Source organism: Microbacterium sp. KR10-403 (assembly GCF_040196215.1).
GTDB lineage: Bacteria > Actinomycetota > Actinomycetes > Actinomycetales > Microbacteriaceae > Microbacterium.
This window is the reverse complement of sequence record NZ_JBEGDC010000005.1, coordinates 80,116-102,694: the sequence shown is the minus strand read 5'-3', so window position 1 is coordinate 102,694 and position 22,579 is coordinate 80,116. Positions and strand designations below refer to the sequence as shown.

20 protein-coding genes and 2 tRNA genes are annotated in these 22,579 nt (G+C 68.9%); 6 read left to right on the top strand and 16 right to left on the bottom strand.

Annotation, left to right across the window (positions count from 1 at the left end):
* The 3 genes from ABMQ42_RS12205 to ileS are packed head-to-tail and all read right to left on the bottom strand — an operon-like array spanning position 1 to position 5,080.
* Entirely contained in the window at positions 1 to 423 is a 423-nt protein-coding gene (locus ABMQ42_RS12205) for a DUF4233 domain-containing protein (protein ID WP_349723270.1), read from the bottom strand.
* The gene (locus tag ABMQ42_RS12200) at positions 420 to 1,772 is read right to left on the bottom strand and encodes a bifunctional folylpolyglutamate synthase/dihydrofolate synthase (RefSeq protein ID WP_349723269.1); all 1,353 of its coding nucleotides are present in this window, start codon (positions 1,770 to 1,772) and stop codon (positions 420 to 422) included. Before ABMQ42_RS12200 ends, ABMQ42_RS12205 begins: the two co-directional genes overlap by 4 nt.
* Positions 1,769 to 5,080 carry an isoleucine--tRNA ligase gene (gene ileS, locus ABMQ42_RS12195; protein WP_349723268.1) on the bottom strand — a complete coding sequence of 1,104 codons (3,312 nt, stop codon included), beginning with the start codon at positions 5,078 to 5,080 and terminating at the stop codon, positions 1,769 to 1,771. Before ileS ends, ABMQ42_RS12200 begins: the two co-directional genes overlap by 4 nt.
* Positions 5,081 to 5,385: 305 nt before the next feature.
* Here ileS and ABMQ42_RS12190 point away from each other — a divergent pair, with 305 nt between their 5' ends.
* On the top strand, positions 5,386 to 6,681 hold the full coding sequence (locus ABMQ42_RS12190) for an MFS transporter (protein ID WP_349723267.1): 1,296 nt from the start codon (positions 5,386 to 5,388) through the stop codon (positions 6,679 to 6,681).
* A 145-nt stretch (positions 6,682 to 6,826) separates the two neighbouring features.
* Here ABMQ42_RS12190 and ABMQ42_RS12185 read toward each other — a convergent pair whose 3' ends face one another.
* On the bottom strand, positions 6,827 to 7,612 hold the full coding sequence (locus ABMQ42_RS12185; protein ID WP_349723266.1) for an endonuclease domain-containing protein: 786 nt from the start codon (positions 7,610 to 7,612) through the stop codon (positions 6,827 to 6,829).
* A gap of 248 nt (positions 7,613 to 7,860) precedes the next feature.
* Positions 7,861 to 8,016, bottom strand: a complete 156-nt coding sequence (locus ABMQ42_RS12180; RefSeq protein ID WP_349723265.1) for a hypothetical protein — start codon at positions 8,014 to 8,016, stop codon at positions 7,861 to 7,863.
* A 169-nt stretch (positions 8,017 to 8,185) separates the two neighbouring features.
* Here ABMQ42_RS12180 and valS point away from each other — a divergent pair, with 169 nt between their 5' ends.
* On the top strand, positions 8,186 to 10,762 hold the full coding sequence (gene valS, locus ABMQ42_RS12175) for a valine--tRNA ligase (protein ID WP_349723264.1): 2,577 nt from the start codon (positions 8,186 to 8,188) through the stop codon (positions 10,760 to 10,762).
* Between the two features lies 1 nt (position 10,763).
* Positions 10,764 to 11,006, top strand: coding sequence for a hypothetical protein (locus tag ABMQ42_RS12170; protein WP_349723263.1), 243 nt, complete (start codon positions 10,764 to 10,766; stop codon positions 11,004 to 11,006).
* Between the two features lie 27 nt (positions 11,007 to 11,033).
* Here the strand turns inward: ABMQ42_RS12170 and ABMQ42_RS12165 are convergent, their stop codons facing one another.
* From ABMQ42_RS12165 to ABMQ42_RS12155, 3 genes are all read right to left on the bottom strand, one after another.
* A complete protein-coding gene (locus ABMQ42_RS12165; protein ID WP_349723262.1) occupies positions 11,034 to 11,465 on the bottom strand; it encodes a DUF2510 domain-containing protein in 432 nt (143 codons plus the stop codon).
* A 110-nt stretch (positions 11,466 to 11,575) separates the two neighbouring features.
* Positions 11,576 to 11,800 (bottom strand): hypothetical protein, encoded by a 225-nt coding sequence (locus ABMQ42_RS12160; protein ID WP_349723261.1) that lies wholly within the window; start codon positions 11,798 to 11,800, stop codon positions 11,576 to 11,578.
* Position 11,801: 1 nt separating this feature from the next.
* Entirely contained in the window at positions 11,802 to 12,401 is a 600-nt protein-coding gene (locus tag ABMQ42_RS12155) for a helix-turn-helix domain-containing protein (RefSeq protein ID WP_349723260.1), read from the bottom strand.
* Between the two features lie 84 nt (positions 12,402 to 12,485).
* Between ABMQ42_RS12155 and ABMQ42_RS12150 the strand changes: the two genes are divergently transcribed.
* Together ABMQ42_RS12150 and ABMQ42_RS12145 are read left to right on the top strand one after the other, a co-directional pair.
* Positions 12,486 to 14,525 (top strand): M3 family metallopeptidase, encoded by a 2,040-nt coding sequence (locus ABMQ42_RS12150; RefSeq protein WP_349723259.1) that lies wholly within the window; start codon positions 12,486 to 12,488, stop codon positions 14,523 to 14,525.
* Positions 14,525 to 15,163 (top strand): class I SAM-dependent methyltransferase, encoded by a 639-nt coding sequence (locus ABMQ42_RS12145; protein WP_349723258.1) that lies wholly within the window; start codon positions 14,525 to 14,527, stop codon positions 15,161 to 15,163. The genes ABMQ42_RS12150 and ABMQ42_RS12145 overlap by 1 nt, the downstream gene beginning before the upstream one ends.
* 273 nt (positions 15,164 to 15,436) lie before the next feature.
* On the opposite strand, the gene clpX is transcribed toward ABMQ42_RS12145, so the two are convergent.
* The 6 genes from clpX to ABMQ42_RS12115 all read right to left on the bottom strand — a co-directional run bounded on the left by clpX (position 15,437) and on the right by ABMQ42_RS12115 (position 20,455).
* A complete protein-coding gene (clpX, locus tag ABMQ42_RS12140; protein ID WP_349723257.1) occupies positions 15,437 to 16,708 on the bottom strand; it encodes an ATP-dependent Clp protease ATP-binding subunit ClpX in 1,272 nt (423 codons plus the stop codon).
* A gap of 168 nt (positions 16,709 to 16,876) precedes the next feature.
* Complete coding sequence (locus ABMQ42_RS12135) at positions 16,877 to 17,569, bottom strand: ATP-dependent Clp protease proteolytic subunit (protein WP_502884694.1); 693 nt, start codon at positions 17,567 to 17,569, stop codon at positions 16,877 to 16,879.
* The gene (locus tag ABMQ42_RS12130; protein ID WP_349723256.1) at positions 17,569 to 18,174 is read right to left on the bottom strand and encodes an ATP-dependent Clp protease proteolytic subunit; all 606 of its coding nucleotides are present in this window, start codon (positions 18,172 to 18,174) and stop codon (positions 17,569 to 17,571) included. Before ABMQ42_RS12130 ends, ABMQ42_RS12135 begins: the two co-directional genes overlap by 1 nt.
* 81 nt (positions 18,175 to 18,255) lie before the next feature.
* Positions 18,256 to 18,756 carry a tetratricopeptide repeat protein gene (locus tag ABMQ42_RS12125; protein WP_349723255.1) on the bottom strand — a complete coding sequence of 167 codons (501 nt, stop codon included), beginning with the start codon at positions 18,754 to 18,756 and terminating at the stop codon, positions 18,256 to 18,258.
* A 64-nt stretch (positions 18,757 to 18,820) separates the two neighbouring features.
* A complete protein-coding gene (tig, locus tag ABMQ42_RS12120; protein ID WP_349723254.1) occupies positions 18,821 to 20,308 on the bottom strand; it encodes a trigger factor in 1,488 nt (495 codons plus the stop codon).
* A gap of 73 nt (positions 20,309 to 20,381) precedes the next feature.
* A tRNA-Pro gene (locus tag ABMQ42_RS12115) sits at positions 20,382 to 20,455 on the bottom strand.
* 114 nt (positions 20,456 to 20,569) lie between these two features.
* Here ABMQ42_RS12115 and ABMQ42_RS12110 point away from each other — a divergent pair.
* Positions 20,570 to 20,643 (top strand) — tRNA-Gly (locus tag ABMQ42_RS12110).
* A 161-nt stretch (positions 20,644 to 20,804) separates the two neighbouring features.
* Here ABMQ42_RS12110 and ABMQ42_RS12105 read toward each other — a convergent pair.
* Together ABMQ42_RS12105 and ABMQ42_RS12100 are read right to left on the bottom strand one after the other, a co-directional pair.
* Positions 20,805 to 21,926 carry a hypothetical protein gene (locus ABMQ42_RS12105; RefSeq protein WP_349723253.1) on the bottom strand — a complete coding sequence of 374 codons (1,122 nt, stop codon included), beginning with the start codon at positions 21,924 to 21,926 and terminating at the stop codon, positions 20,805 to 20,807.
* Positions 21,923 to 22,462: a gamma carbonic anhydrase family protein gene (locus ABMQ42_RS12100; RefSeq protein ID WP_349723252.1), complete on the bottom strand. Its 540-nt coding sequence runs from the start codon at positions 22,460 to 22,462 to the stop codon at positions 21,923 to 21,925. The genes ABMQ42_RS12105 and ABMQ42_RS12100 overlap by 4 nt, the downstream gene beginning before the upstream one ends.
* Between the last annotated feature and the right edge of the window lie 117 nt (positions 22,463 to 22,579).

The following is a 22,579-nucleotide window of genomic DNA, read 5'->3' as shown; positions in this document are numbered from 1 at the left end:
TCATTCTCCGTTCGTGGATTCGGCTTCTCGCATCAGCTGGGCGTTGCGACGGTCCAGAGACGCACCCTTGATGGTCGCATACCCCCACATCGCGCCGAAAACGACGGCCACGATCAGGTTCGCGAGCACGAGGAACGCCGACAGCGCCAGCACGACCTGCAGCGCCCAGCCGAGGATGATGCCCCAGCGGTGGCGCAGCACCCCGCAGGTGGCGAGCATCAGCACGGCCAGCACCGCGCCGCCGACGATCCCCCACCACTGCGGGACACCGTCCGGCAGCGCCCTCAGGCCGAACGCCACCAGGCCCGCGAGGAACACGATGACCGACTCGAACACCAGCACGATCTGGCCGAGCGACTCCTCGGCTCCCCGGCGGCGGCGCGGCGCGGCATCCTGTGCCTTCTCCTCCGGTGCATCCGTCACGACTCCCACCCCGCCTTCCAGTCCTCCGCCGCGGACAGCGCGATGGCCTCGCCGGCGAGCACGATCGACCCCGCGATCACGACGGCACGGCGGTCGGATGCCGCGGCCCACTCCCGGGCGGCGTCCACCGCGTCCGTCAGGTCGGGGTGCACCGTGACCGGCAGACCCGCGGCCTCCACCAGGTCGGCCACGTCGTCCGCGTCGCGGGCGCGCTCGGACTCGGGCGCCGTCGCGAACACGCGTGCGGCGACCGTCGCGAGCTCGTTCACGATGCCCGGCGCGTCCTTGTCGCCGAGCACGCCGAACACGACGCCCCACTCGTCGAAGTCGAACGACTCACGCAGCGCCGTCACCAGTGCGTGCGCGCCGTGCGGGTTGTGCGCGGCATCCACCAGCACCGTCGGCGCCGTGCCCACCAGCTGCAGCCGCCCGGGCGAGGTGGCCTCGCCGAGACCCTCGGTGACGATGCCGTCGGGGATCGGTGCGGTGCGATCGCCGATGAGCGACTCGACGGCCGCCAGCGCGAGTGCCGCGTTGAAGCCCTGGTGCGCCCCGTACAGCGGCAGGTACTCCTCGCTGTAGGTGCCCCCGAGGCCCCGCACGGTGATCTGCTGACCGCCGACGGCCAGTCGCTGCTCGACCAGGGCGAAGTCCTGTCCCTCGAAGGCGATCGTCGCGTCGTGCGCGGCGGCGGCCTCTCGCAGCACGCGCTCGGCCTCGGGCGTCTGCCGGGCCGAGACGACCGCGGCGCCGTCCTTGATGATGCCGGCCTTGACGGTGGCGATCTCCTCGATCGTGTTGCCGAGGCGATCGGCGTGGTCCATCGCGATCGGGGCGAACACCGCCACGTCGCCGTCGGCGGTGTTCGTCGAGTCCCACGACCCGCCCATGCCCACCTCAAGCACGAGCACGTCGACGGGCGCGTCGGCGGCCACGACGAAACCCAGCACCGTCAGCAGCTCGAAGAACGTGAGCGGCGCATCGCCGGCCGCGGTCAGTTCGGCGTCGACGATCTGGACGAACGGGGAGATCTCGTCCCACGCGTCGGCCACCGCGCCGTCGTCGGCGGGCTCGCCGTCGACGAGGATGCGCTCGGTGAACCGCTCCAGGTGCGGGCTCGTGAACAGGCCCGTGCGCAGTCCATGCGCGCGGATCAGGCTCTCGATCATGCGGGCCGTCGAGGTCTTGCCGTTCGTGCCGGTGATGTGCACGACACGGTACGTGCGCTGGGGGTCGTCGAGCAGCTCGAGCACGCGGCGCGTGCGTTCCACCCGTGGCTGCACCCACTGCTCGCCCTGCCGCTGCAGCAACGCGGCATAGACGGCGTCGGCGCGGTCCCGATCGCTCATGCCTGCACCTCCACCCTCTCCACGGCGACCCAGAAGTCTCCGGCATTCGCATAGGTGCCCCCGGCGAACTCGGCCAGATGTGCACCGTCGACCTCGGGAGCGCCGTCGACGGCCGTCACCGCGTGCTCGAGGGCGAGCGTCTCGCCCGCCACGTCGGCGACGTCGAACGCCGAGGCGACGGCGGCGCGGTCGGTCGCATCGGCGAACGCCAACTGCAGGCGGATGCGGTCGCTCACGTCGAACCCGGCGGCCTTGCGGGTGTCCTGCACGGCGCGGATCACGTCCCGTGCGAGGCCCTCGGCCTCGAGCTCGGGCGTGGTCACGGTGTCGAGCAGCACGAAGCCGCCCTGCGGCAGCACCGCGAGCGCTTCGCCCTCGGGCCGGCCGCTGGTCTCGAGCACGAGCTCGTACTCCGCGGGCTCGAGTGCGATGCCCCCGGCGGTGACGACACCGTCCTGCTCGGACCAGTCGCCGTCCTTCGCCGCGCGGATCGCCTGCTGCACCTGCTTGCCCAGGCGGGGGCCCGCGGCACGCGCGTTCACCGACAGCCGGTGCGTGATGCCGTAGTCGGCGGCGGTCGTCTCGCCGAGCTCGACCAGCTCGACGCTCTTGACGTTGAGCTCGTCGCGCACGATGCCCTCGTACGGCGCCAGGGCCGCGGCATCCGGCACCACCACCGTCAGGTGCGCGAGCGGCAGGCGCACGCGCTTGCGCTCTTTCTTGCGCAGCGCATTGGCGACCGACGAGACCTCGCGCACGGTGTCCATCGCGTGGCGGATGGTCACGTCGTCGGGGAAGGATGCCGCGTCCGGCCAGTCCTCGAGGTGCACACTGCGCCCGCCGGTCAGCCCCTGCCAGATACGTTCGGCCACCAGTGGGATGAGCGGCGCCGCCACGCGCGTCAGCGTCTCGAGCACCGTGTAGAGGGTGTCGAACGCCTCCGTCGAGCGCGGGTCTGCGGCATCCACCCCCGTCCAGAAGCGGTCGCGGGAACGCCGGATGTACCAGTTCGTGAGGATCTCGGCGAAGTCGCGCAGACGCTCGGTCGCGGTCGTCGAGTCGAGGCCCTCGAGGTCAGCGGCCACGTCGGCGGCGAGCCGGCCGGTCAGCGACAGGATGTACCGGTCGAGCACATCGGTCGAGTCGGTGCGCCAGGTCGCCTCGTAGCCGTCGGACGCGTTCGCATAGGTCGCGAAGAAATACCACGCGTTCCACAGCGGCAGGAGGAACTCGCGGACCCCGGCGCGGATGCCCTCCTCGGTGACGATGAGGTTGCCGCCGCGCAGCACCGAGCTCGACATGAGGAACCAGCGCATGGCGTCGGAGCCGTCGCGGTCGAAGACCTCGCTGACGTCGGGGTAGTTGCGCAGCGACTTCGACATCTTCTGCCCGTCGGAGCCGAGCACGATGCCGTGGCAGCTGACGCCCGTGAACGCCGGGCGGTCGAACAGCGCGGTCGAGAGCACGTGCATGAGGTAGAACCAGCCGCGCGTCTGCCCGATGTACTCGACGATGAAGTCGGCCGGCGAGTGGGTGTCGAACCACTCCTGGTTCTCGAACGGGTAGTGCACCTGCGCGTACGGCATCGAGCCCGAGTCGAACCAGACGTCGAACACGTCCTCGATGCGGCGCATGGTGCTCTGGCCGGTCGGGTCGTCGGGGTTCGGCCGGGTCAGCTCGTCGATGTACGGACGGTGCAGATCGACCGCGCCCTCGGGGTTGCGGGGCAGCGCGCCGAAGTCGCGCTCGAGCTCTTCGAGCGAGCCGTAGACGTCGATGCGCGGGTGCGCGGGGTCGTCGCTCTTCCAGACCGGGATCGGCGAGCCCCAGTAGCGGTTGCGGCTGACCGACCAGTCGCGCGCGCCCTCGAGCCACTTGCCGAACTGACCGTGCTTGACGCCCTCGGGCACCCACGTGATCTGCTCGTTGTTCGCCAGCATCCGGTCTTTGAAGTCCGTGACGCGCACGAACCAGCTCGACACCGCACGGTAGATGAGGGGGTTGCGGCACCGCCAGCAGTGCGGGTACGAGTGCTCGTAGCTCTGCTCGCGCAGCAGCCGTCCGTTCGCCTGCAGCAGGCGGATGAGCGGGCGGTTCGCGTCCATCCACAGGGCGCCTGCGACATCCGTCACCTGCGGCAGGAAGTGCCCGCCGTCGTCGAGGCTGAGGACGACGGGGATGCCGTTGGCCTCACAGACCCGCTGGTCGTCCTCACCGTAGGCCGGGGCCTGGTGAACGATGCCGGTGCCATCGGTGGTGGTGACGTAGTCGTCGACGAGGATGCGCCAGGCACCGCCCGTGCCGTAGGTCTCGGTGTCGGCGTAATAGTCGAAGAGGCGCTCGTACTCGACGCCGCCGAGCTCGCTGCCGGTCAGGGTCTTCGTGACGGCGGCGGCCGCGGCATCCGCGCTCTCGTATCCGAGGTCCTTCGCGTAGCCGCCGAGCAGGTCCGCGGCGAGAAGGTACGCGTGGTCTCCCCCATCACGGGCACCCTCGGGGCCGGCGTGCACGACCACATAGCGGATGTCGGGGCCGACGACCAGCGCGAGGTTGGTGGGCAGCGTCCACGGCGTGGTCGTCCAGGCCAGGGCGCGCACGCCCACGACACCGAGCTGCTGCGCCTTCTCGCCGGTGAGCGGGAAGGTCACGGTCACCGACGGATCCTGGCGCATCTTGTAGACGTCGTCGTCCATGCGCAGCTCGTGGTTCGACAGCGGCGTCTCATCGCGCCAGCAGTACGGCAGCACCCGGTAGCCCTCGTAGGCGAGGCCCTTGCCGTGCAGCGTCTTGAACGCCCAGAGCACCGACTCCATGTACGAGATGTCGAGGGTCTTGTACCCGCGCTCGAAGTCGACCCAGCGCGCCTGGCGGGTCACGTAGTCCTGCCACTCGCGCGTGTACTCGAGCACCGACTCGCGGGCCTTCGCGTTGAAGGTCGCGATGCCCATCTGCTCGATCTCGTCCTTCTCGGTGATGCCGAGCTGCTTCATCGCCTCGAGCTCGGCGGGCAGGCCGTGGGTGTCCCACCCGAACACGCGGTCGACCTTCTTGCCGCGCATGGTCTGGAAGCGCGGGAAGAGGTCCTTCGCGTAGCCGGTGAGCAGGTGACCGTAGTGCGGCAGGCCGTTGGCGAACGGCGGGCCGTCGTAGAACACCCACTCCTCGGATCCCTCGCGCTGCGCGATCGAGGCACGGAACGTGTCATCCCGTTCCCAGAACGCGAGCGTGTCACGCTCGATCTCGGGAAAGCGCGGGCTCGGGACGAGGTCGGCCGCCGGGCCGAAAGCGGATTCGCGGGGGTAGGTCATGGCGTCTCGCAGGGTCGGATCTTCTCCGCCGGGACGACCCGTGCCACCGGCCACGGACCGCGGTACCACCCCGCGTGAGCCCGCACCCGCGGTGCGCGCTCCCCTCTCACTGCGGCTGTCACGGGCCTGCCCCGCTCGGTTCTACCAGGCGCTGGCGCGCCGTTCTTCCGAGAGCTCCCCGGTGATGGCCGGATCGGTGCTGATCGATCCATTCTACGCGTGGGAGGGTCGGGATGCCGCATCCCGCCGCCCCTGCTTTCTGGAACGGGTCCAACTACCCCGCGGCGGTGGCAGGATGGTTCACCGTGACCACCGCGCCCGCCGTTCCCGAGTCCACCGCCACCCCCACGCGTCGCGTCGCCTGGGCATCGATGGTGGGCACCTCGCTCGAGTCGCTGGACTTCTACGTCTTCGCCTATTTCTCCGCCTACTTCATCGGCCCGCTCTTCTTCGACCCGCTCGGTCACTTCGGCGGCACGCTCGCCTCGTTCGCGACGATCGCGGTGGCGTTCGTGGTGCGCCCGATCGGCGCGGTGCTGTTCGGGCACATGGGCGACCGGCTGGGACGCCGCGCGACCCTGCTGTGGACGGTCGGGATCATGGGGGTTGCGACCGGGCTGATCGGCGTGCTCCCCACCTACGCGGTCGCCGGGTGGCTCGGCGCCGTGCTGCTGGTGCTGCTGCGCGTCGTGCAGGGCCTCTCCCTGGGCGGCGAGTGGGGCGGGTCGATCCTGCTCGCGACCGAGCACTCGGGGCGCGTGCGCCGTGCGTTCTACGCGGCGATCCCCCAGCTCGGTTCCCCGGTCGGATCGACGCTGTCGGCCGTACTGTTCCTTGTGATGGCTGCGGTCATGCCGGCCGCGCAGCTGGCGGCCTGGGGCTGGCGCATCCCGTTCCTGCTCGCTCTGCCGCTGCTCGCGGTGTCGCTGTACCTGCGGTGGTCGATCGACGAGACGCCGGTGTTCCAGCGCGTGGTCGCCCAGGAGCGTCGCGACCGCGTTCCCTTCGCCACCATGTGGGCGAAGCGGCCGGGCGCCATCGTGATCGCGATCGGGGCGGCGCTGCTCGGCATCGGCTCGTATTCGCTGATGAACACGTACACGATCAACTACGGCGTCGACCACCTCGGCTTCGCGTTCCAGGATCTGCTCATCGCGACGACGATCGGCGCACTCGTGCAGTTCGTCACCATCCCGCTGTTCGGCGCGTGGGCGAGCCGCATCGGCTCGGCGCAGGTGGTGCTCTGGGGCGCGCTGGGGACCCTCGTGATCACGTTCCCGATGTACTGGATGCTGCAGTTCGCGACCTTCCCCATCCTGGTGGGCACGATGATCATCGGCGGCATCCTGCCCACCATGTCGTGGGCTGCGCTCGGCGGGCTCATGAACGATCTGTTCCCCGATCACTTCCGCTACTCGGCGCTGTCGGTGTCGTACGCGATCGCGGCGACGGTGAGCGGATTCGTGCCGCTGATCACGGTGGCCCTGGGCCAGGCGACGGGCTATGCCTGGTGGCATCCCGGCATCATCCTCGGCGCCATGTCGGCGGTCACCCTCGTCACGGCGTGGGCCGCGAGCCGGCTGGCGCGGGCCGCGGGCTGACGCGCGGGCCCGCCGCGGGGCTGAGGTGCCGCCGCGGGCCGAGATGCTGCCCTCGCCCGAGGCGAGGGGATCTGCCGGAGCGAGGGCCGTTCTGCGGGATCGGACCCTCGCCTCGTCCACTCCCCTCGCCCGAGGCGAGGGTCGCTCACGCGGCAAGGTGCAGGCCCTGCGCGATCGCAGCCAGGATGCGCTCCTGCACGTCTTCCCAGTGGTTGACCACGTCGTCATAGCCCACGCGGATGACGAAGTATCCGCGCAACATGAGCTCGGTGTCGTGGGCGATGTCCGCCGCGCGCTGCGCACCGACGTGGTGTCCGCCGTCGATCTGGAGCACGAGACGCTCCCCGATGAGGAAATCGACGCGGTGCCCGTAGAGCCAGACCTGCGGGTGGATGGGCAGCTTGAGCCACCTCAGCCGCGGGAAGACAAAGGTCTCGAGCCCGGAGTCATGGAACGGGACCACCGCGTCGAGGAGGGCCCGAGCCTGCCCGCGGAGTGAAAGGCGCTCCAGCTTCTTCTTGTCGATGAGCTGCTTGTTCATCGCGCTGTCCCACACGGCGAGCGCGGCCTCATAGGGCTGGCACAGCGCAACCGCCTGTAAGACGTTGACGAGCGGATCCGTCAAGTCGTCGGGGTCACGGGGCACGAGCGGTGCGAACCGGTGCAAGACGCCACCAGACACCGTGACCATTCCCGCATGCGGTCCGCAGGCGACGTGGGTGGTCGCGGCATCCAGCACCCACAACCCCAGCCGCTTCGCGGCGGTCACACACGACAACACGACCCCCGCCCGCGCGGCCATTCGGAGGTCTCTGTCGGCGTCGGGCGTCGCAACCCACACTCGCCGCTCGCGGACGAGAGCACCGGAGCGCACCGCAGCCGTGATGTCGTGCTTGCCGACCCCTGCTCGGACGAGTGTCTGGCCGCGCACGACACCTCCGCCACGGCGAACAGCTTTGACAACGGCGTCGATTCGACTCTCCATGCGTCGAGGATGGCGCATCCCATCGCCGGGATGAGCGGCCATGGCACATCTGTGGAGAGTTCGTCGCCTGTGGAGGAACCGGCGTGGGGGCTTGCCCCTCGCCCGAGGCGAGGAGTTCTGCCGGAGCGAGGACCAGTCTGCGGGATCGGGCCCTCGCCTCGTCCACTCCCCTCGCCCGAGGCGAGGATGGTGCCCTATGCGCCCACGCGCTGATACCCGTGCAAGTCGGTCATCGCGCCGTTGATCCAGAGCTTCGTGCCGTCGGGCGTGTCGACGATCAGGGTGCGGTTGTAGGCCTCGTCCACGATCTCGGCAGAGAGACGGGATGCCTCCAGCCGGCGCTGCAGCACGTCGAGATCTCCGGCGTACTCGAAGCCGAGGACGACACCGGCACGCTCCGCCGCGTGAGATGCAACATACCCACCGCGGGTGGTCGCGCGGCATTCAGGTAGAATGGCCGGACATCCCACACTCAGGCACGCTCACACAGTGCCGCATACATCGCTCAAGGAGACCCCTATGGCCGACGCATCCATTCCCGACAAGCCCGCCCTCGAGGGTCTCGAATCCAAGTGGGATGCCGCATGGCGCGAACAGGGAACGTACCTGTTCGACCGCGACGCCGCCAAGGCCAGGGGCCGCGCGGGCGTGTACTCGATCGACACTCCCCCGCCCACGGCGTCGGGCAGCCTGCACATCGGCCACGTGTTCAGCTTCACGCACACCGATGTGAAGGCGCGCTTCGAGCGCATGCGCGGCAAGAGCGTGTTCTATCCGATGGGCTGGGACGACAACGGCCTGCCCACCGAGCGTCGCGTGCAGAACTACTACGGCGTGCGCTGCGACCCATCGCTGCCGTACGACGCCGACTTCGAGCCGCCGTTCCACGGCGACGCGAAGAGCCTGAAGCCCGCCGACCAGGTGCCGATCAGCCGCCGCAACTTCATCGAGCTGTGCGAGACGCTCACCGAAGAGGACGAGAAGCAGTTCGAGAGCCTGTTCCGTCAGCTGGGCCTGTCGGTGGACTGGACGCAGACGTATCGCACGATCTCGGACGAGACGATCCGCACCAGCCAGCTCGCGTTCCTGCGCAACCTCGAGCGCGGCGAGGCGTACCAGGCGCTCGCGCCGACGCTGTGGGACATCGACTTCCGCTCCGCGATCGCGCAGGCCGAGCTCGAGGACCGCGAGCAGCAGGCCAGCTACCACGAGGTCGCCTTCCACAAGACCGACGGCTCGGGTGACGTGCACATCCAGACCACCCGCCCCGAGCTGCTCGCCGCCTGCGTGGCGCTCGTCGCCAACCCCGACGACGAGCGCTACAAGCCGCTGTTCGGCACGACCGTGCGCACGCCGCTGTTCGACGTCGAGGTGCCGATCCTCGCGCACCCGCTCGCCCAGCAGGACAAGGGCTCGGGCATCGCCATGATCTGCACCTTCGGCGACGTCACCGACATCATCTGGTGGCGCGAGCTGCAGCTGCCGAACCGCACGATCCTCGGCAAGGACGGCCGCATCCTCGCGGACGCTCCGGACGCCATCACCACGGATGCGGCGAAGGCCGCCTACGCGGAGATCGCCGGCAAGACCGTGTTCAGTGCCAAGAAGCGCATCGTCGAGCTGCTCGAGGAGTCGGGCGACCTCGGGAGCGTGTCGAAGCCGTTCAGCCACCCTGTGAAGTTCTTCGAGAAGGGCGACCGGCCGCTCGAGATCGTCTCGACGCGCCAGTGGTACCTGCGCAACGGCGCTCGCGATGAGGACCTGCGCGACAAGCTCATCAGCCTCGGACGCGGCATGGACTGGCATCCCGACTTCATGCGGGTGCGGTACGAGAACTGGACGAACGGCCTCACCGGCGACTGGTTGGTGTCGCGTCAGCGGTTCTTCGGTGTGCCGATCCCGCTCTGGTACGCCCTCGACGAGAACGGCGACCGCGACTATGACCGCGTGCTCACCCCGGATCTCGCATCGCTGCCGATCGACCCAACGACCGATGTGCCCACGGGCTACAGCGAAGAGCAGCGCGGCGTGCCGGGCGGCTTCGACGCGGAGAAGGACATCTTCGACACCTGGGCGACCTCGTCGCTGACTCCGCAGCTGGCCGGCGGCTGGCAGCGTGACGATGAGCTGTGGAACCTGGTGGCACCGTTCGACGTGCGCCCGCAGGGGCAGGACATCATCCGCACCTGGCTGTTCTCGACGATGGTGCGCAGTGTTCTGGAAGACGGACGTGCGCCGTGGTCGGATGCCGCGATCAGCGGCTTCATCGTCGACCCCGACCGCAAGAAGATGTCGAAGTCCAAGGGCAACGTGGTCACCCCCGCCGACATCCTCGACAAGCACGGCACCGACGCCGTGCGGTACTGGTCGGCGTCCAGCCGTCTCGGAGCCGACGCGGCCTTCGACCCGCAGAACCCCACGCAGGTGAAGATCGGCCGCCGCCTGGCGATCAAGGTGCTCAACGCCGCGAAGTTCGTGCTGTCGTTCCCGGTGCCCGAGGGCGCCGAGGTGACGCATGCGTTGGATGCCGCGATGCTGGCGACCCTCGACGGCGTGGTGCGCGACGCGACCAAGGCGTTCGAGTCGTACGACCACGCACGCGCGCTCGAGATCACGGAGTCGTTCTTCTGGACGTTCTGCGACGACTATCTCGAGTTGGTCAAGGAGCGCGCCTACGACCGCGGCGACGTGGGCCAGGCATCCGCGGCGCTCGCCCTGCGGCTGGCGCTCTCGACGCTGCTGCGGCTGCTGGCGCCCGTGCTGGCGTTCGCGACCGAGGAGGCGTGGTCATGGTTCGAGGAGGGCTCGATCCACACGGCCGGGTGGCCGGAGCCGCTCGAGCTCGCCGGCGACCCGAATGTACTGACGGCCGTGAGCGCGGCGCTGGTGGGCATCCGCCGCGCCAAGACCGAGGCGAAGGCCTCGCAGAAGACACCGGTCGCGCACGTGACGATCGCCGGCCCCGCCGACGTGATCGCGGCGATCCGCCTTGCGGAGGGCGACCTGAAGGCGGTCGGGCGCATCGCCGATGTCTCCTATGCCGAAGCGGACGAGCTCGCCGTGTCGGACATCGAGCTCGTCCCGCAGGAGGCCTGACATGCAGTTGGGCACCCGCTGGGCCGCGGGCGGCGAGCCCCCGGCCCGGCTCTCCCCCGAGTTCGTCGCCCAGCTGCGGGCCGTGGAGGCCGACCTGCCGCCGAACGAGGAGGGTGTCGCGCGCTGGACGCTCACCTGGCTCGAGGGCCGTCCGGTGGCTGAGCTCGACACGGGTGTGATCGTGACGCTCGACCACGCGGGCGCCGTCGTGGTGCGCCACGATGACGAGGACGAGTTCGGCTGAGCAGCGCGGACCGCGGACTCGTGCCGGTCAGAAGATCAGCACGAGTCCGATGATCGACAGCACCAGACCGGCGATCGCGAGGCCTTTGCCCGCGTAGGGGCGCGTGAGCCCCACGATCGACAGGATCAGGCCCACCAGCGCGACGGCCACGCCGAAGAACAGAGGCAGGAACACCGACACGAGACCGACGATGAATCCGGCGATCCCCACGCCGTTGCTCTGCCGCGGAGCGACCGGCACAGCGCCGTACGGCGTCATCACCGGCATGGGTCGCTGTGGGACGACGCTCTGCGCCGGCGGATAGGGCGCATACGGCTGCGCCACCGGCATCGGCTGGGGCCGCGGGGACGGCGTCGGCGGCATCGCGTGCTGCGCGGCCGTGTGCGACGTCCATGCGCTGCCGTTCCAGTAGCGAATGGCCCCTGCGCCATCGTTGTACCACCCCGCCGGTGCAGACATCGGCTCCCCCATCCCCAGTGTGTTCTCCGTACTGTAGCGCGGGGAGGGAAGCGAGGAACAGCCCGGCCCGTCGGAGCCGGAGGGCATCGTCGGACGGGCCGGGCCGACCGTCAGCGCAGCGAGGAGCTCCGGTACGCGTCGACGGCGTAGCCACGCCGGCGCTCGACGGGATCGAAACCCTCGGCGACGCGCTCGGCGACCTGCTGGCGCCGTGCCATGCGGCGGTGGGCGGATGCCTCGAGCAGGCGTGCACTCGAGAGCAGCAGCTTCTCCATCGCGGTCGGCGGCGCCAGGTAGGGACGGGCGGGGATGATGCGGGTGGTCATGGCGGTCATGTCAGTGTCCCTCCTCGGGGAGCGGGAAGACGTCGGCCCGGATGGTCACGGGGCGTACGCCCTCCCCCTTCTGGTCTCGATACTTTGTGACGTATTCGTCGATGACCCGTGTCATGCGACGGGTCAGTTCGCCCATCTGCTCGTCGGTCAGGTGAACCGTCGCGGTCGTGATGGTCGCATTCTCGGTGACCTCACCGGGGTGGGCGATGCCGTCGGCGATGTGGTCCATGAGCTGCTGATGCCGGCGGTTGAAGAACTCGGTCATGACGACCTGGGTGGCGGCGCGGCCTGAGGGTGTCTTCAGCCCCTCCGCGCTGCCGAAGGACACCGAACCACGAGGCCGCTCCCACCAGCGCTCGCGTGCGCTGCCCCGCCCCTCCGCCTCTTGGATCAGTCCGTGCTTGGCGAGTGCCCGCAGGTGATAGCTGGTCGACCCGGTCGACTCCCCCGTCATGTGCGCGAGACTGCTCGCCGTCTGGGCGCCGTACTGCGACAGGATGTCGTAGATCTGGATCCGCAGCGGATGTGCGAGGGCTCGCAGCGCGCTTCCGTCGACGATGCGCTGCACATCGCTGCCGGTCGGGGTCTCGTTCTCGCTCATGACCACAAAGATACCTTTGCATCATCTTCTTTGCAAGTATTTCTTTGCAATTGATTCTTTGCGTTCCACGACTAGGGTGGAGGCATGACGGATGCCTCGGCCAACCCTCTTCTGATGCCCAGCCCTCTCCCGTACCAATTGCCCGACTACGCGCACATCCAACCGGGGCATTATCTGCCGGCGTTCGAGCTCGCCTTCGAGGAACACCTGCAGGAGATCTCGGCCATCACGCGCGTGCGTTCGATGCCCACGTTCGAGAACACGATGGTGCCCCTCGAGTCCAGCGGGCGCCTGCTCGGCGATGTGGCGCGCGCCTTCTACACGGTGGCGTCGTCCGATGCGACCGACGAGATCCAGGAGATCGAGGAGAAGCTCGCACCCCTCATGGCCGCGCACGGAGACGCCATCCAGCTCGACGGCGCGCTCTACGCGCGCATCTCGATGCTGCACGACCGGCTCGACACGCTCGATCTCGACGCCGAACAGCGCTATCTCATCCAGCGCTGGCACCGCGAGATGACCCACGCGGGCGCCGCTCTCGACGACGAGGCGAAGACGCGTCTCACCGAGCTGAACACACAGCTGTCGACGCTGACGACCGCGTTCGACAAGAACCTCCTGAGCGACACCAACGAGCTCGCGGTGGTCTTCGACGACGCATCCGAGCTCGACGGCCTCAGTGAGGGCGAGCTGTCGGCGGCCGCGCAGGCCGCCGCCGATCGTGGTCTCGAGGGGAAGTTCCTGGTCACCCTCGTGCTGCCCACCGGGCACCCGTACCTCGCGTCGCTGAACGACCGCGATGCACGCGAGCGCGTCATGACGGCGTCCCGCTCCCGCGCCTCGCGCGGCAACGAGAACGACAACCGCGCCACTCTGCTGCAGATCGTGCGGCTGCGGGCCGAGCGCTCCGCGCTGCTCGGGTACGCCTCGCATGCGGCATACATCACCGCCGACGAGACCGCAGGCACACCCGAGGCCGTCCACGACCTGCTGCGCCGGCTCGCCGTTCCCGCTGCGCGCAACGCCTCGCGCGAGCAGGCCGCGTTGGAAGCGAGCGCCGGGACCGGCGTGAGCGCCGCCGACTGGGCGTTCTACACCGAGAAGGTGCGCCAGGCCGAGTATGCGATCGATACCGCAGCGCTGCGCCCCTGGTTCGAGGCCGAGCGCGTGCTGCGCGACGGCGTCTTCTTCGCGGCGACGAAGCTGTATGGCATCACGTTCACCGAGCGCGACGATCTGCGCGCCCACCACCCCGACGCGCGTGTGTTCGAGGTGCACAACGACGACGGCTCGCCGCAGGGCCTGTACATCCTCGACCTGTACACGCGCGACACCAAGCGCGGCGGCGCGTGGATGAACTCGATCGTCGACCAGTCGGTGCTCCGCGGCACCAAGGCCGTCGTCGTCAACAACCTGAACGTCTCCAAGCCCGCGTCGGGGCCGACGCTGCTGAGCTTCGACGAGGTCAACACGCTGTTCCACGAGTTCGGGCACGCGCTGCACGGACTGTTCGCGACCGTGACGTTCCCGCACTTCGCGGGCACCGAGGTCTTCCGCGACTTTGTCGAGTTCCCGAGTCAGGTCAATGAGATGTGGATGCTGTGGCCCGAGGTGCTCGACAACTACGCCAAACACCTCGAGACCGGCGAGAGCCTGCCGACCGACATCGTCGAGAAGCTACACGCGTCGGAGGCGTTCAACCAGGGCTTCGAGACCAGCGAGTACCTCGCCGCCGCCTGGCTCGACCAGGCCTGGCACTCGCTGTCGCAGGACGAGGCGGCGGCCGATCTCGACGTCGCCGGGTTCGAGGCATCCGCCCTCGCCGACATCGGGCTCGACAACCCCGCTGTGCCCACGCGCTACTCGTCGACGTACTTCCAGCACGTCTTCTCGGGCGGGTACAGCGCCGGCTACTACTCCTACATCTGGAGCGAGGTGCTCGACGCCGACACCGTCGAGTGGTTCAAGGAGAACGGCGGGCTGACCCGGGCGAACGGCGACCGCTTCCGCTCGCTGTTGCTCGGCGTGGGCGGATCGAAGGATCCCCTTGAGGCCTATCGTGACTTCCGTGGCCGCGATGCCGACATCGCCCCGCTGCTGAAGCGCCGGGGACTCGACGGCTGATGCCGACCGACGGCCAGGTGGCCCGGATCCGCGAGGCGTTCGATGCTCGCGCGGGCGACTATGACGAGAACGCCATGCACCGCGCGCTCGCGGCGTCGGTCGCGCGGTTCGCGCGCGTGCCCGATGACGGGACGGTGGTGGATGCCGCGACCGGAACCGGTCTCGTCGCCCGAGCCCTGCTCGCCCGACGCCCCGGTCTACATATCACGGGCGTCGACATCTCCCCCGGCATGCTCGCCGTCGCACGCAACGCCGAGCCGCACATCGATTGGATCGAGGCGGATGCCGCGGCCCTGCCGCTCGACGACGCCTCGGTCGATCTCGTCACCTGTGTGACGGCTCTTCATCTGTTCGCCGAGCCCGATCACGCGATCGCCGAATGGGCGCGCGTGCTGCGGCCCGGCGGCCGTGTCGTCGCGGCGAACTTCGTCAGCGGCGGGCATCGCGGCAAGAATCATGCCGAGCACTCATCCGCCCAGCATCCCGCCGGCGTGCCGTACCCGCGTGACCACGCGTCGTTTGCAACACCCGAGCGCTTGCAGGCGCGCTACGCGCCGGTCGGCCTGCGCATCGACCGTGTGGCGACATGGGTGCGCACAGACGACCGGATGCTGATCACCGAGGCCGTGCGCGGCTGACGCGTCACCCGTCTAGCAGTCACTATCTGCAGCCGCACGCGAACAAGGCACGTCACAACCGACTGCTGAAATTAGCCTCGCCGCTTCGGCAGTCGATATCCGCAATCATGACCGCTTCGAATACGTCAAAACCGACTGCTGAAACCCGTGGGCGCGCGGGATGCGTCACAGCTGAGCGGGCGCCGCGCACCACGTGAGTTGGTTGCAGCTCTGCGCGAGCCACTCCCCCTGGCCCCGGGCAGAGTGACCTCGCCCGCGCCGGACGTCGCCGGGTCAGGCGCTCTTCTTGCGCTTCTCGCGCAGCACCAGCGTGGGGGCCGCGCCCTCTTCGACCGCGTCGCGCGTGACGATGACCTTGTCGACGTCTTCGGTCGACGGGATCTCGAACATGATCGGGCCGAGCACGTCTTCGAGGATCGCCCGGAGGCCGCGCGCACCGGTCTTGCGGGCCACTGCCAGGTCGGCGATCGCTTCGAGTGCGTCGAGCTCGAACTCGAGCTCGACCTCGTCGAGCTGGAACATGCGCTGATACTGCTTGACCAGGGCGTTTTTGGGGGTCGTGAGGATCTCCATGAGCGCCTCGCGGTCAAGGGGCTGCACCGAGGCCACGACGGGCAGACGACCGATGAACTCGGGGATGAGGCCGAACTTGTGCAGGTCTTCGGGCTGCACCTCGCTGAAGAGGTTCAGGTCTTCGTCCTTGCGGTGCAGGGATGCCCCGAACCCGACGCCGTGCTTGCCGACACGGGCCGAGATGATGTCTTCGAGCCCGGCGAAGGCGCCGGCCACGATGAACAGCACGTTCGTCGTGTCGATCTGGATGAACTCCTGATGCGGGTGCTTGCGCCCGCCCTGGGGCGGCACCGAGGCGACCGTGCCCTCGAGGATCTTCAGCAGCGCCTGCTGCACGCCCTCGCCCGACACATCGCGGGTGATCGAGGGGTTCTCCGCCTTGCGGGCGATCTTGTCGACCTCGTCGATGTAGATGATGCCGGTCTCGGCCCGCTTCGTGTCGAAGTCGGCGGCCTGCAGCAGCTTGAGCAGGATGTTCTCGACGTCTTCGCCGACGTACCCCGCCTCGGTCAGCGCGGTCGCGTCGGCGACGGCGAACGGAACGTTGAGGCGCTTGGCGAGCGTCTGCGCGAGATAGGTCTTGCCGCAGCCGGTCGGTCCGAGCAGCAGGATGTTGCTCTTGGCGATCTCGACCTCTTCGGCGCGCTCCTCGGCCGACTGGATCGTGGTGTGCGCGCGGACCCGCTTGTAGTGGTTGTACACGGCCACGGCGAGGGCGCGCTTCGCGTCATCCTGCCCCACCACGTACTCCTCGAGGAAGGAGAAGATCTCGCGCGGCTTGGGAAGGTCGAACTCGGAGACCGTGCCGTCGGCCGACTCGGCCATGCGCTCTTCGATGATCTCGTTGCACAGCTCTACGCACTCGTCGCAGATGTAGACGCCGGGCCCCGCGATCAGCTGCTGGACCTGCTTCTGGCTCTTTCCACAGAAAGAGCACTTGAACAGGTCAGCGCTCTCGCCGATGCGTGCCATGGGCACCTCCTCGTCCGCGGCGGGTGTCGGTCTCCCGCACCATTCGAGCCTAATCGCACCCGCAGACATCCGGGGGCATTGCGACGCGCGGTGCGCCGACAGATCGTTGCGCTGACGGCGAAGGCCCCGCCGCTGCAGAGAGCGACGGGGCCTTCGGCCGAATCGGGGCTATGCCGTCAGAGCGCTCTGGCCACCGCGCTTGCGGGTGGTCAGCACCTGGTCGACGAGGCCGTACTCGACGGCGTCGGTCGCCGAGAGGATCTTGTCGCGGTCGATGTCCTTGTGCACCTGCTCGAGCGTGCGCTTGGAGTGCTTGGAGAGCGTCTCCTCCAGCCACGTGCGCATGCGCATGATCTCGTTCGCCTGGATCTCGATGTCGGACGCCTGCCCCTGACCCGCCTCGCCCACGGCGGGCTGGTGGATGAGGATGCGGGCGTTCGGCAGCGCGAGACGCTTGCCGGGGGCGCCGGCGGCGAGCAGCACCGCGGCGGCCGAAGCCGCCTGACCGAGCACGACGGTCTGGATCTGCGGCGACACGTACTGCATCGTGTCGTAGATCGCCGTCATGGCCGTGAACGAGCCGCCGGGCGAGTTGATGTACATGACGATGTCGCGGTCGGGGTCCTGGCTCTCGAGCACGAGCAGCTGCGCCATGACGTCGTCAGCCGACGCGTCGTCGACCTGCACGCCGAGGAAGATCACGCGGTCTTCGAACAGCTTGTTGTACGGGTCCTGACGCTTGTAGCCGTAGGCGGTGCGCTCTTCGAACTGCGGGAGCACGTACCGGCTGCCGGGCATCTGCAGCCCGGTCGGTGCGAGTGCCTGAGGGGAGGTCGGAAGACCGAAGGACGGGGTGTTCATCAGTTGCTCTCCTTCGTTCCCGACTGGTTCGTGCCGCCGCCGCCGTGCACGTCTTCGGCGTGCTCGCGGATGTGGTCGACGAAGCCGTACTCGAGCGCCTCGTCGGCCGTGAACCAGCGGTCGCGGTCGCCGTCGGCGTTGATCTGCTCGACGGTCTTGCCGGTCTGCGACGCGGTGATCTCGGCGAGGCGCTTCTTCATGTCGAGGATCAGCTGCGCCTGCGTCTGGATGTCGCTCGCGGTGCCGCCGAAGCCACCGTGCGGCTGGTGCAGCAGCACGCGGGCGTTCGGGGTGATGTACCGCTTGCCCTTCGTGCCGCTGGTCAGCAGCAGCTGGCCCATCGAGGCCGCCATGCCGATGCCGACGGTGACGATGTCATTGGGCACGAACTGCATCGTGTCGTAGATCGCCATGCCGGCCGTGATCGAGCCGCCGGGCGAGTTGATGTAGAGGTAGATGTCCTTCTCGGGGTCTTCTGCGGCGAGAAGAAGGATCTTCGCGCAGATCTCATTGGCGTTGTCGTCGCGCACCTCTGATCCCAGCCAGATGATGCGGTCCTTCAGCAGCCTGTCGAAGACGCTCTGCGCGACAAGGGGTTCAGCCATTCCAGCTCCTGATTCGGTTGCGTGCTTTCGAATCTACCGGGGCGAGTCGCGCGACCTGCCGCTGTTCGCCCTGGGCAGAGTTCAGGCGTGCCCGTCGACGAGTTCGGCCGCGTATCCGGCGACCGAGCGCGTGTATCGGGTCAGGTGGGGTGCGAGGGCGGTGAGGGCGATGGATGCCGCCTGCACGGCGCCACCGGACGACACGAGCGCGAGCGCGTAGAAGGCCGCGGCCTCGTCGGCGAACTCACCGCCGCGGGTCGCGGCGTATTCGTCGCGCAGAAGCGCGAGCGCCTCGTCGGTGCGGCCGAGGTTGCGGATGGTGCTGGCCAGCTGGATGACGGCCTGCGTGCGGCGGTGCGGATCGAGTCCGGCTTCCAGCGCCGCCAGGTACAGCGGCTCCGCCTCGGCCTCGAGTCCGGCGCTGTCACGCGCACCGGCACGTTCGAAGAGGGCGACGGGATGCCGCGGCCCCAGCTCGGCGGCGAGCTCATCGATGGCCGCGATCCGTGCGGCGTCGTCGAGCGCGGCATCCGTCCACACGGCATCGACCCGCCGCTGCCACTCGTCGGTCACTTCGGTCACGGGTTCCTCCTCCGGGGACGACGAAGGGCGGGCGACCGTGGTCACCCGCCCTTCGGAGCGTGTCCTACTCGGCGTCCTTCTTGGGCGCGGCCTTCTTGGCGGCCGGCTTCTTGGCCGGAGCCTTCTTGGCGGGCTTCTCCTCCGCCTCGGCCTCGTCGGCCTTCTTGGCGGGGGCCTTCTTCGCCGCGGGCTTCTTGGCCGGAGCCTTCTTGGCGGGCTTCTCATCGGCCGGAGCGTCGGCCGACTCGTCGGCCGCGGCATCCGCTTCTTCGTCCTCGGCGGCGACGAAGCCGGTCAGGTCGACCGCCTTGCCGTTGCTGTCGACGACGTTGACCTTGCCCAGGGCGACCGCGAGCGCCTTGTTGCGCGCGACCTCGCCGACGAGCACCGGCAGCTGGCCGTTCTGCTGCAGGATCTCGACGAACTCCTGCGGCGCGATACCGTACTGCGCGGCGGACTGCACGATGTACTGCGTGAGCTCGTCCTGCGAGACCTGCACGTCGTGCTGCTCGACGATCTTGTCGAGGAGCACCTGGGTGCGGAACTGCTTCTCGCTGGCCTCGGTAACCTCGGCGCGGTGCTCGTCGTCTTCGAGACGGCCCTCCTGCTCGAGGTGCTCGTGCACCTGGTCGGCGACCAGCTGCTCGGGAACCGGGATCTCGACCTTGGCGAGCAGCTCTTCGACCAGCTTGTCGCGCGCCGCCGAGCCCTGCCCGAAGGCGGCCTGCTGCTGCACGCGCTCGGCGAGCGACTCGCGCAGCTCGGCGATCGTGTCGAACTCGCTCGCGATCTGTGCGAAGTCGTCGTCGGCCTCGGGCAGCTCGCGCTCCTTGACGCTCTTGATGCTCACGGCGACCTCGGCCTCTTCGCCGGCACGGTCGCCGCCGATGAGGGTCGAGCGGAACGTGGTGTCCTCACCGGCGGTCAGCGACTCGACGGCCTCGTCGATGCCCTCGAGCAGCTCGCCCGAGCCGACCTCGTACGAGACGCTGTCGGCACGGTCGACCTCGGCGCCGTCGATCGTGGCGACCAGGTCGAGCTCGACGAAGTCGCCGGTCTTGGCGGGGCGGTCGACGGTCACCAGCGTGCCGAAGCGGCCGCGCAGGCGGTCGAGCTCTTCGTCGATCGCGGCGTCGTCGGTCTCGGCGGCGTCGACGGTGATCGTGGTGCCCTCGTAGTCGGGCAGCTCGACCTCGGGACGGACATCGACCTCGATCTCGACCTTGAGGTCGCCGGAGAAGTCCTTCTCGTTCGGCCACTCGATGATCTCGGCGCTCGGGCGGCCGACGATGCGCACCTCGTGTGCGGTGACGGCCTCGCGGTAGAACGCGTCGAGCCCCTCATTGACGGCGTGCTCGATGACGGCACCGCGACCGACACGCTGGTCGATGATCGGTGCGGGCACCTTGCCCTTGCGGAAGCCGGGGACCTGCACGTCCTGAGCGATGTGCTCGTACGCGTGGGTGATGCTCGGCTTGAGCTCGTCGGGCGTGACGCTAATGTGCAGCTTCACACGGGTCGGGCTGAGCTTCTCGACGGTGCTCGTGACCATGCCTGTTCGTTCTCCTCTGGTTTCCGCGTCTTGGTGCACGCGGCGCAGTACTGGGGGTCTGTGGGCCGTGACGTCGGGGCGACAGGATTTGAACCTGCGGCCTCCCGCTCCCAAAGCGGGCGCTCTACCAAACTGAGCTACGCCCCGGGGCGCGCGGCGCCGAAACGGCCTGCAAAAGTCTAGCCGACCTGGATGTGGACCTCGTGCGAGCGGCGCCTGCCGCATCCAGTACACTTGCCGAGGTGCTCTTTCGAGAGCCCCGGGGATGTAGCTCAATGGTAGAGCCTCAGTCTTCCAAACTGATTACGCGGGTTCGATTCCCGTCATCCCCTCCAATGCCCAGACGTGCGGCCGAAGGTCGTGCGGCTGGGCATTCGTGTGTATGGCGTCGGATCGGACCCGCAGCGGGTGGGCCCCCGCCGCCGGAGGCTCCGCGCGCCGGCGCAGCCGGAGTGTGGAGTGGCGGTGGGGACGATTCCCGTCATCCCCTCCACGTTCAGAACAGTCGGAACAGCTGCATCACTCCGATGATGACGACGGCGACGCCCAGCAGCGCCCACATCATGCCCGAGCCGGCACGCAGCCGGCGCCCGGGCGCGGCGACCTCCTCCAGGACACGGATCTCGGGAGTGGATGCCGCGGCCGCGGCCTCGTCGGCCGGCAGCCGGTCATCCTTCCACCGTTCCCACTGCGCGATCTTGCCGCGCACCGCGCCCGTCGCGGCGAGCACCTGCTGCCAGCGCGACGGATCGAGCGTCACGACGTCCTTCGCCTGGCTGATGAAGACCCAGTCGTCGACGATCTCGACGTCGAACGCGCCGGCGCGGTCGATCAGGCGCGCCATGATGTCGGGGGTGAACAGATACAGCGCGTCACGCTCGTACCCTTTCGGGCAGTACAGCGTGAAGTGCCGGTCGAAGTCACCCTCGAGGGAGAGGTGCTGCGCCCGCGCAGGAAGACCTGCCTCCGTCAGCGGATTGCGGTGCCGGCGCGCCCGCAGCACGATGTTGGGCAGCGTGCGATCGAGCCGCAGCGCGCAGTACCCGCCGAACTGAGACTGGCCGTTCGAGGTGGTGGCGTATGACAGCTCGTAGTTGCCGAACTCGACCGCGCCGTCCGCAGAGGGGGCGCGCATGACACGTGAGACGATGAGCCGCCCGCGGCTCGCCCAGGGCTCGAGGTATCCGCCGAAGGCCGGACCGGGCAGGTAGGCGAGCCGGTTGTCCGCCGCGAACCCGGCCAGCCGGTAGTGCCGCTTCGGGGTGCTGCGTCGTCTGCCGTTGCGCACCGAGACCCACAGGAAGATCCCGCCGGCGATGACGAACAGCCCCATCATCAGGCCCATCCCCATCAGCTGCTCAGCCTTGTCGTCGTCGGAGGAGGCGATCTCTCCCAGCATCCCGAATCCCAGCGCCAGGGCTCCGATCAGCACCGCCACCGCGCCGATGCGCACCATCACCCGGCGCACGGTCTCGAATGCGGGCCCCTTCAGATCGGGGTGCTGCGCCGTGAAGCGACGCGAGAACGCCGTGACCTCACGTCGCCGCACACGCGCCGTCAGCGCGCTCGTGTCGAGAGCACGCCCGTCGGGAAGCGTTGCGGTCTTCTGTTCCGTCATGCCGTGAGAGCGGCGCGGTGCGCGGGCAGGTGCTCGTCGCGATAGACCCGCGCGTTGCGGACGAGCCCGGCCTTCTCTTCGTCGCTCAGGGCACGACGCACCTTCGCCGGGACGCCGGCGACGAGCGACCCGGCAGGGATCTCGGCGTTCTCGAGCACGACCGCTCCCCCGGCGATCAGGCATCCGGCGCCGATCGTCGCCCCGTTGAGCACCACGGCGCCCATCCCGATCAGCGAGCCGTCTCCGATCGTGCAGCCGTGCACGACCGCGTTGTGGCCCACCGACACGTCTTCGCCGATCACCACCGGCGACCCCCTGTCGACGTGGACCGACACGCTGTCCTGCAGGTTGCTGCCGGCGCCGATCGTGATCGCGTCGCCGTCGCCGCGCAGCACGGCGTTGTACCAGACGCTCGCTCCCGCACGCAGGGTGACGTCGCCCACGACGCGCGCCCCGCTCACGACGAGTGCGCTCTCATCGATCTGCGGGCTCTTTCCGTTGACGGACAGGATGCTGGCATCGGCGGCAATGGTCATGCTCCGACTCTACGACCCGGCCCACAAACCCCAGGTAAGCCCAGCCTGCGCTTGCTTGCGGAATGTCGCCGGGTGGGTAGCGTTATACCCACTGAGGCAGCCACACCGAATCGGAGG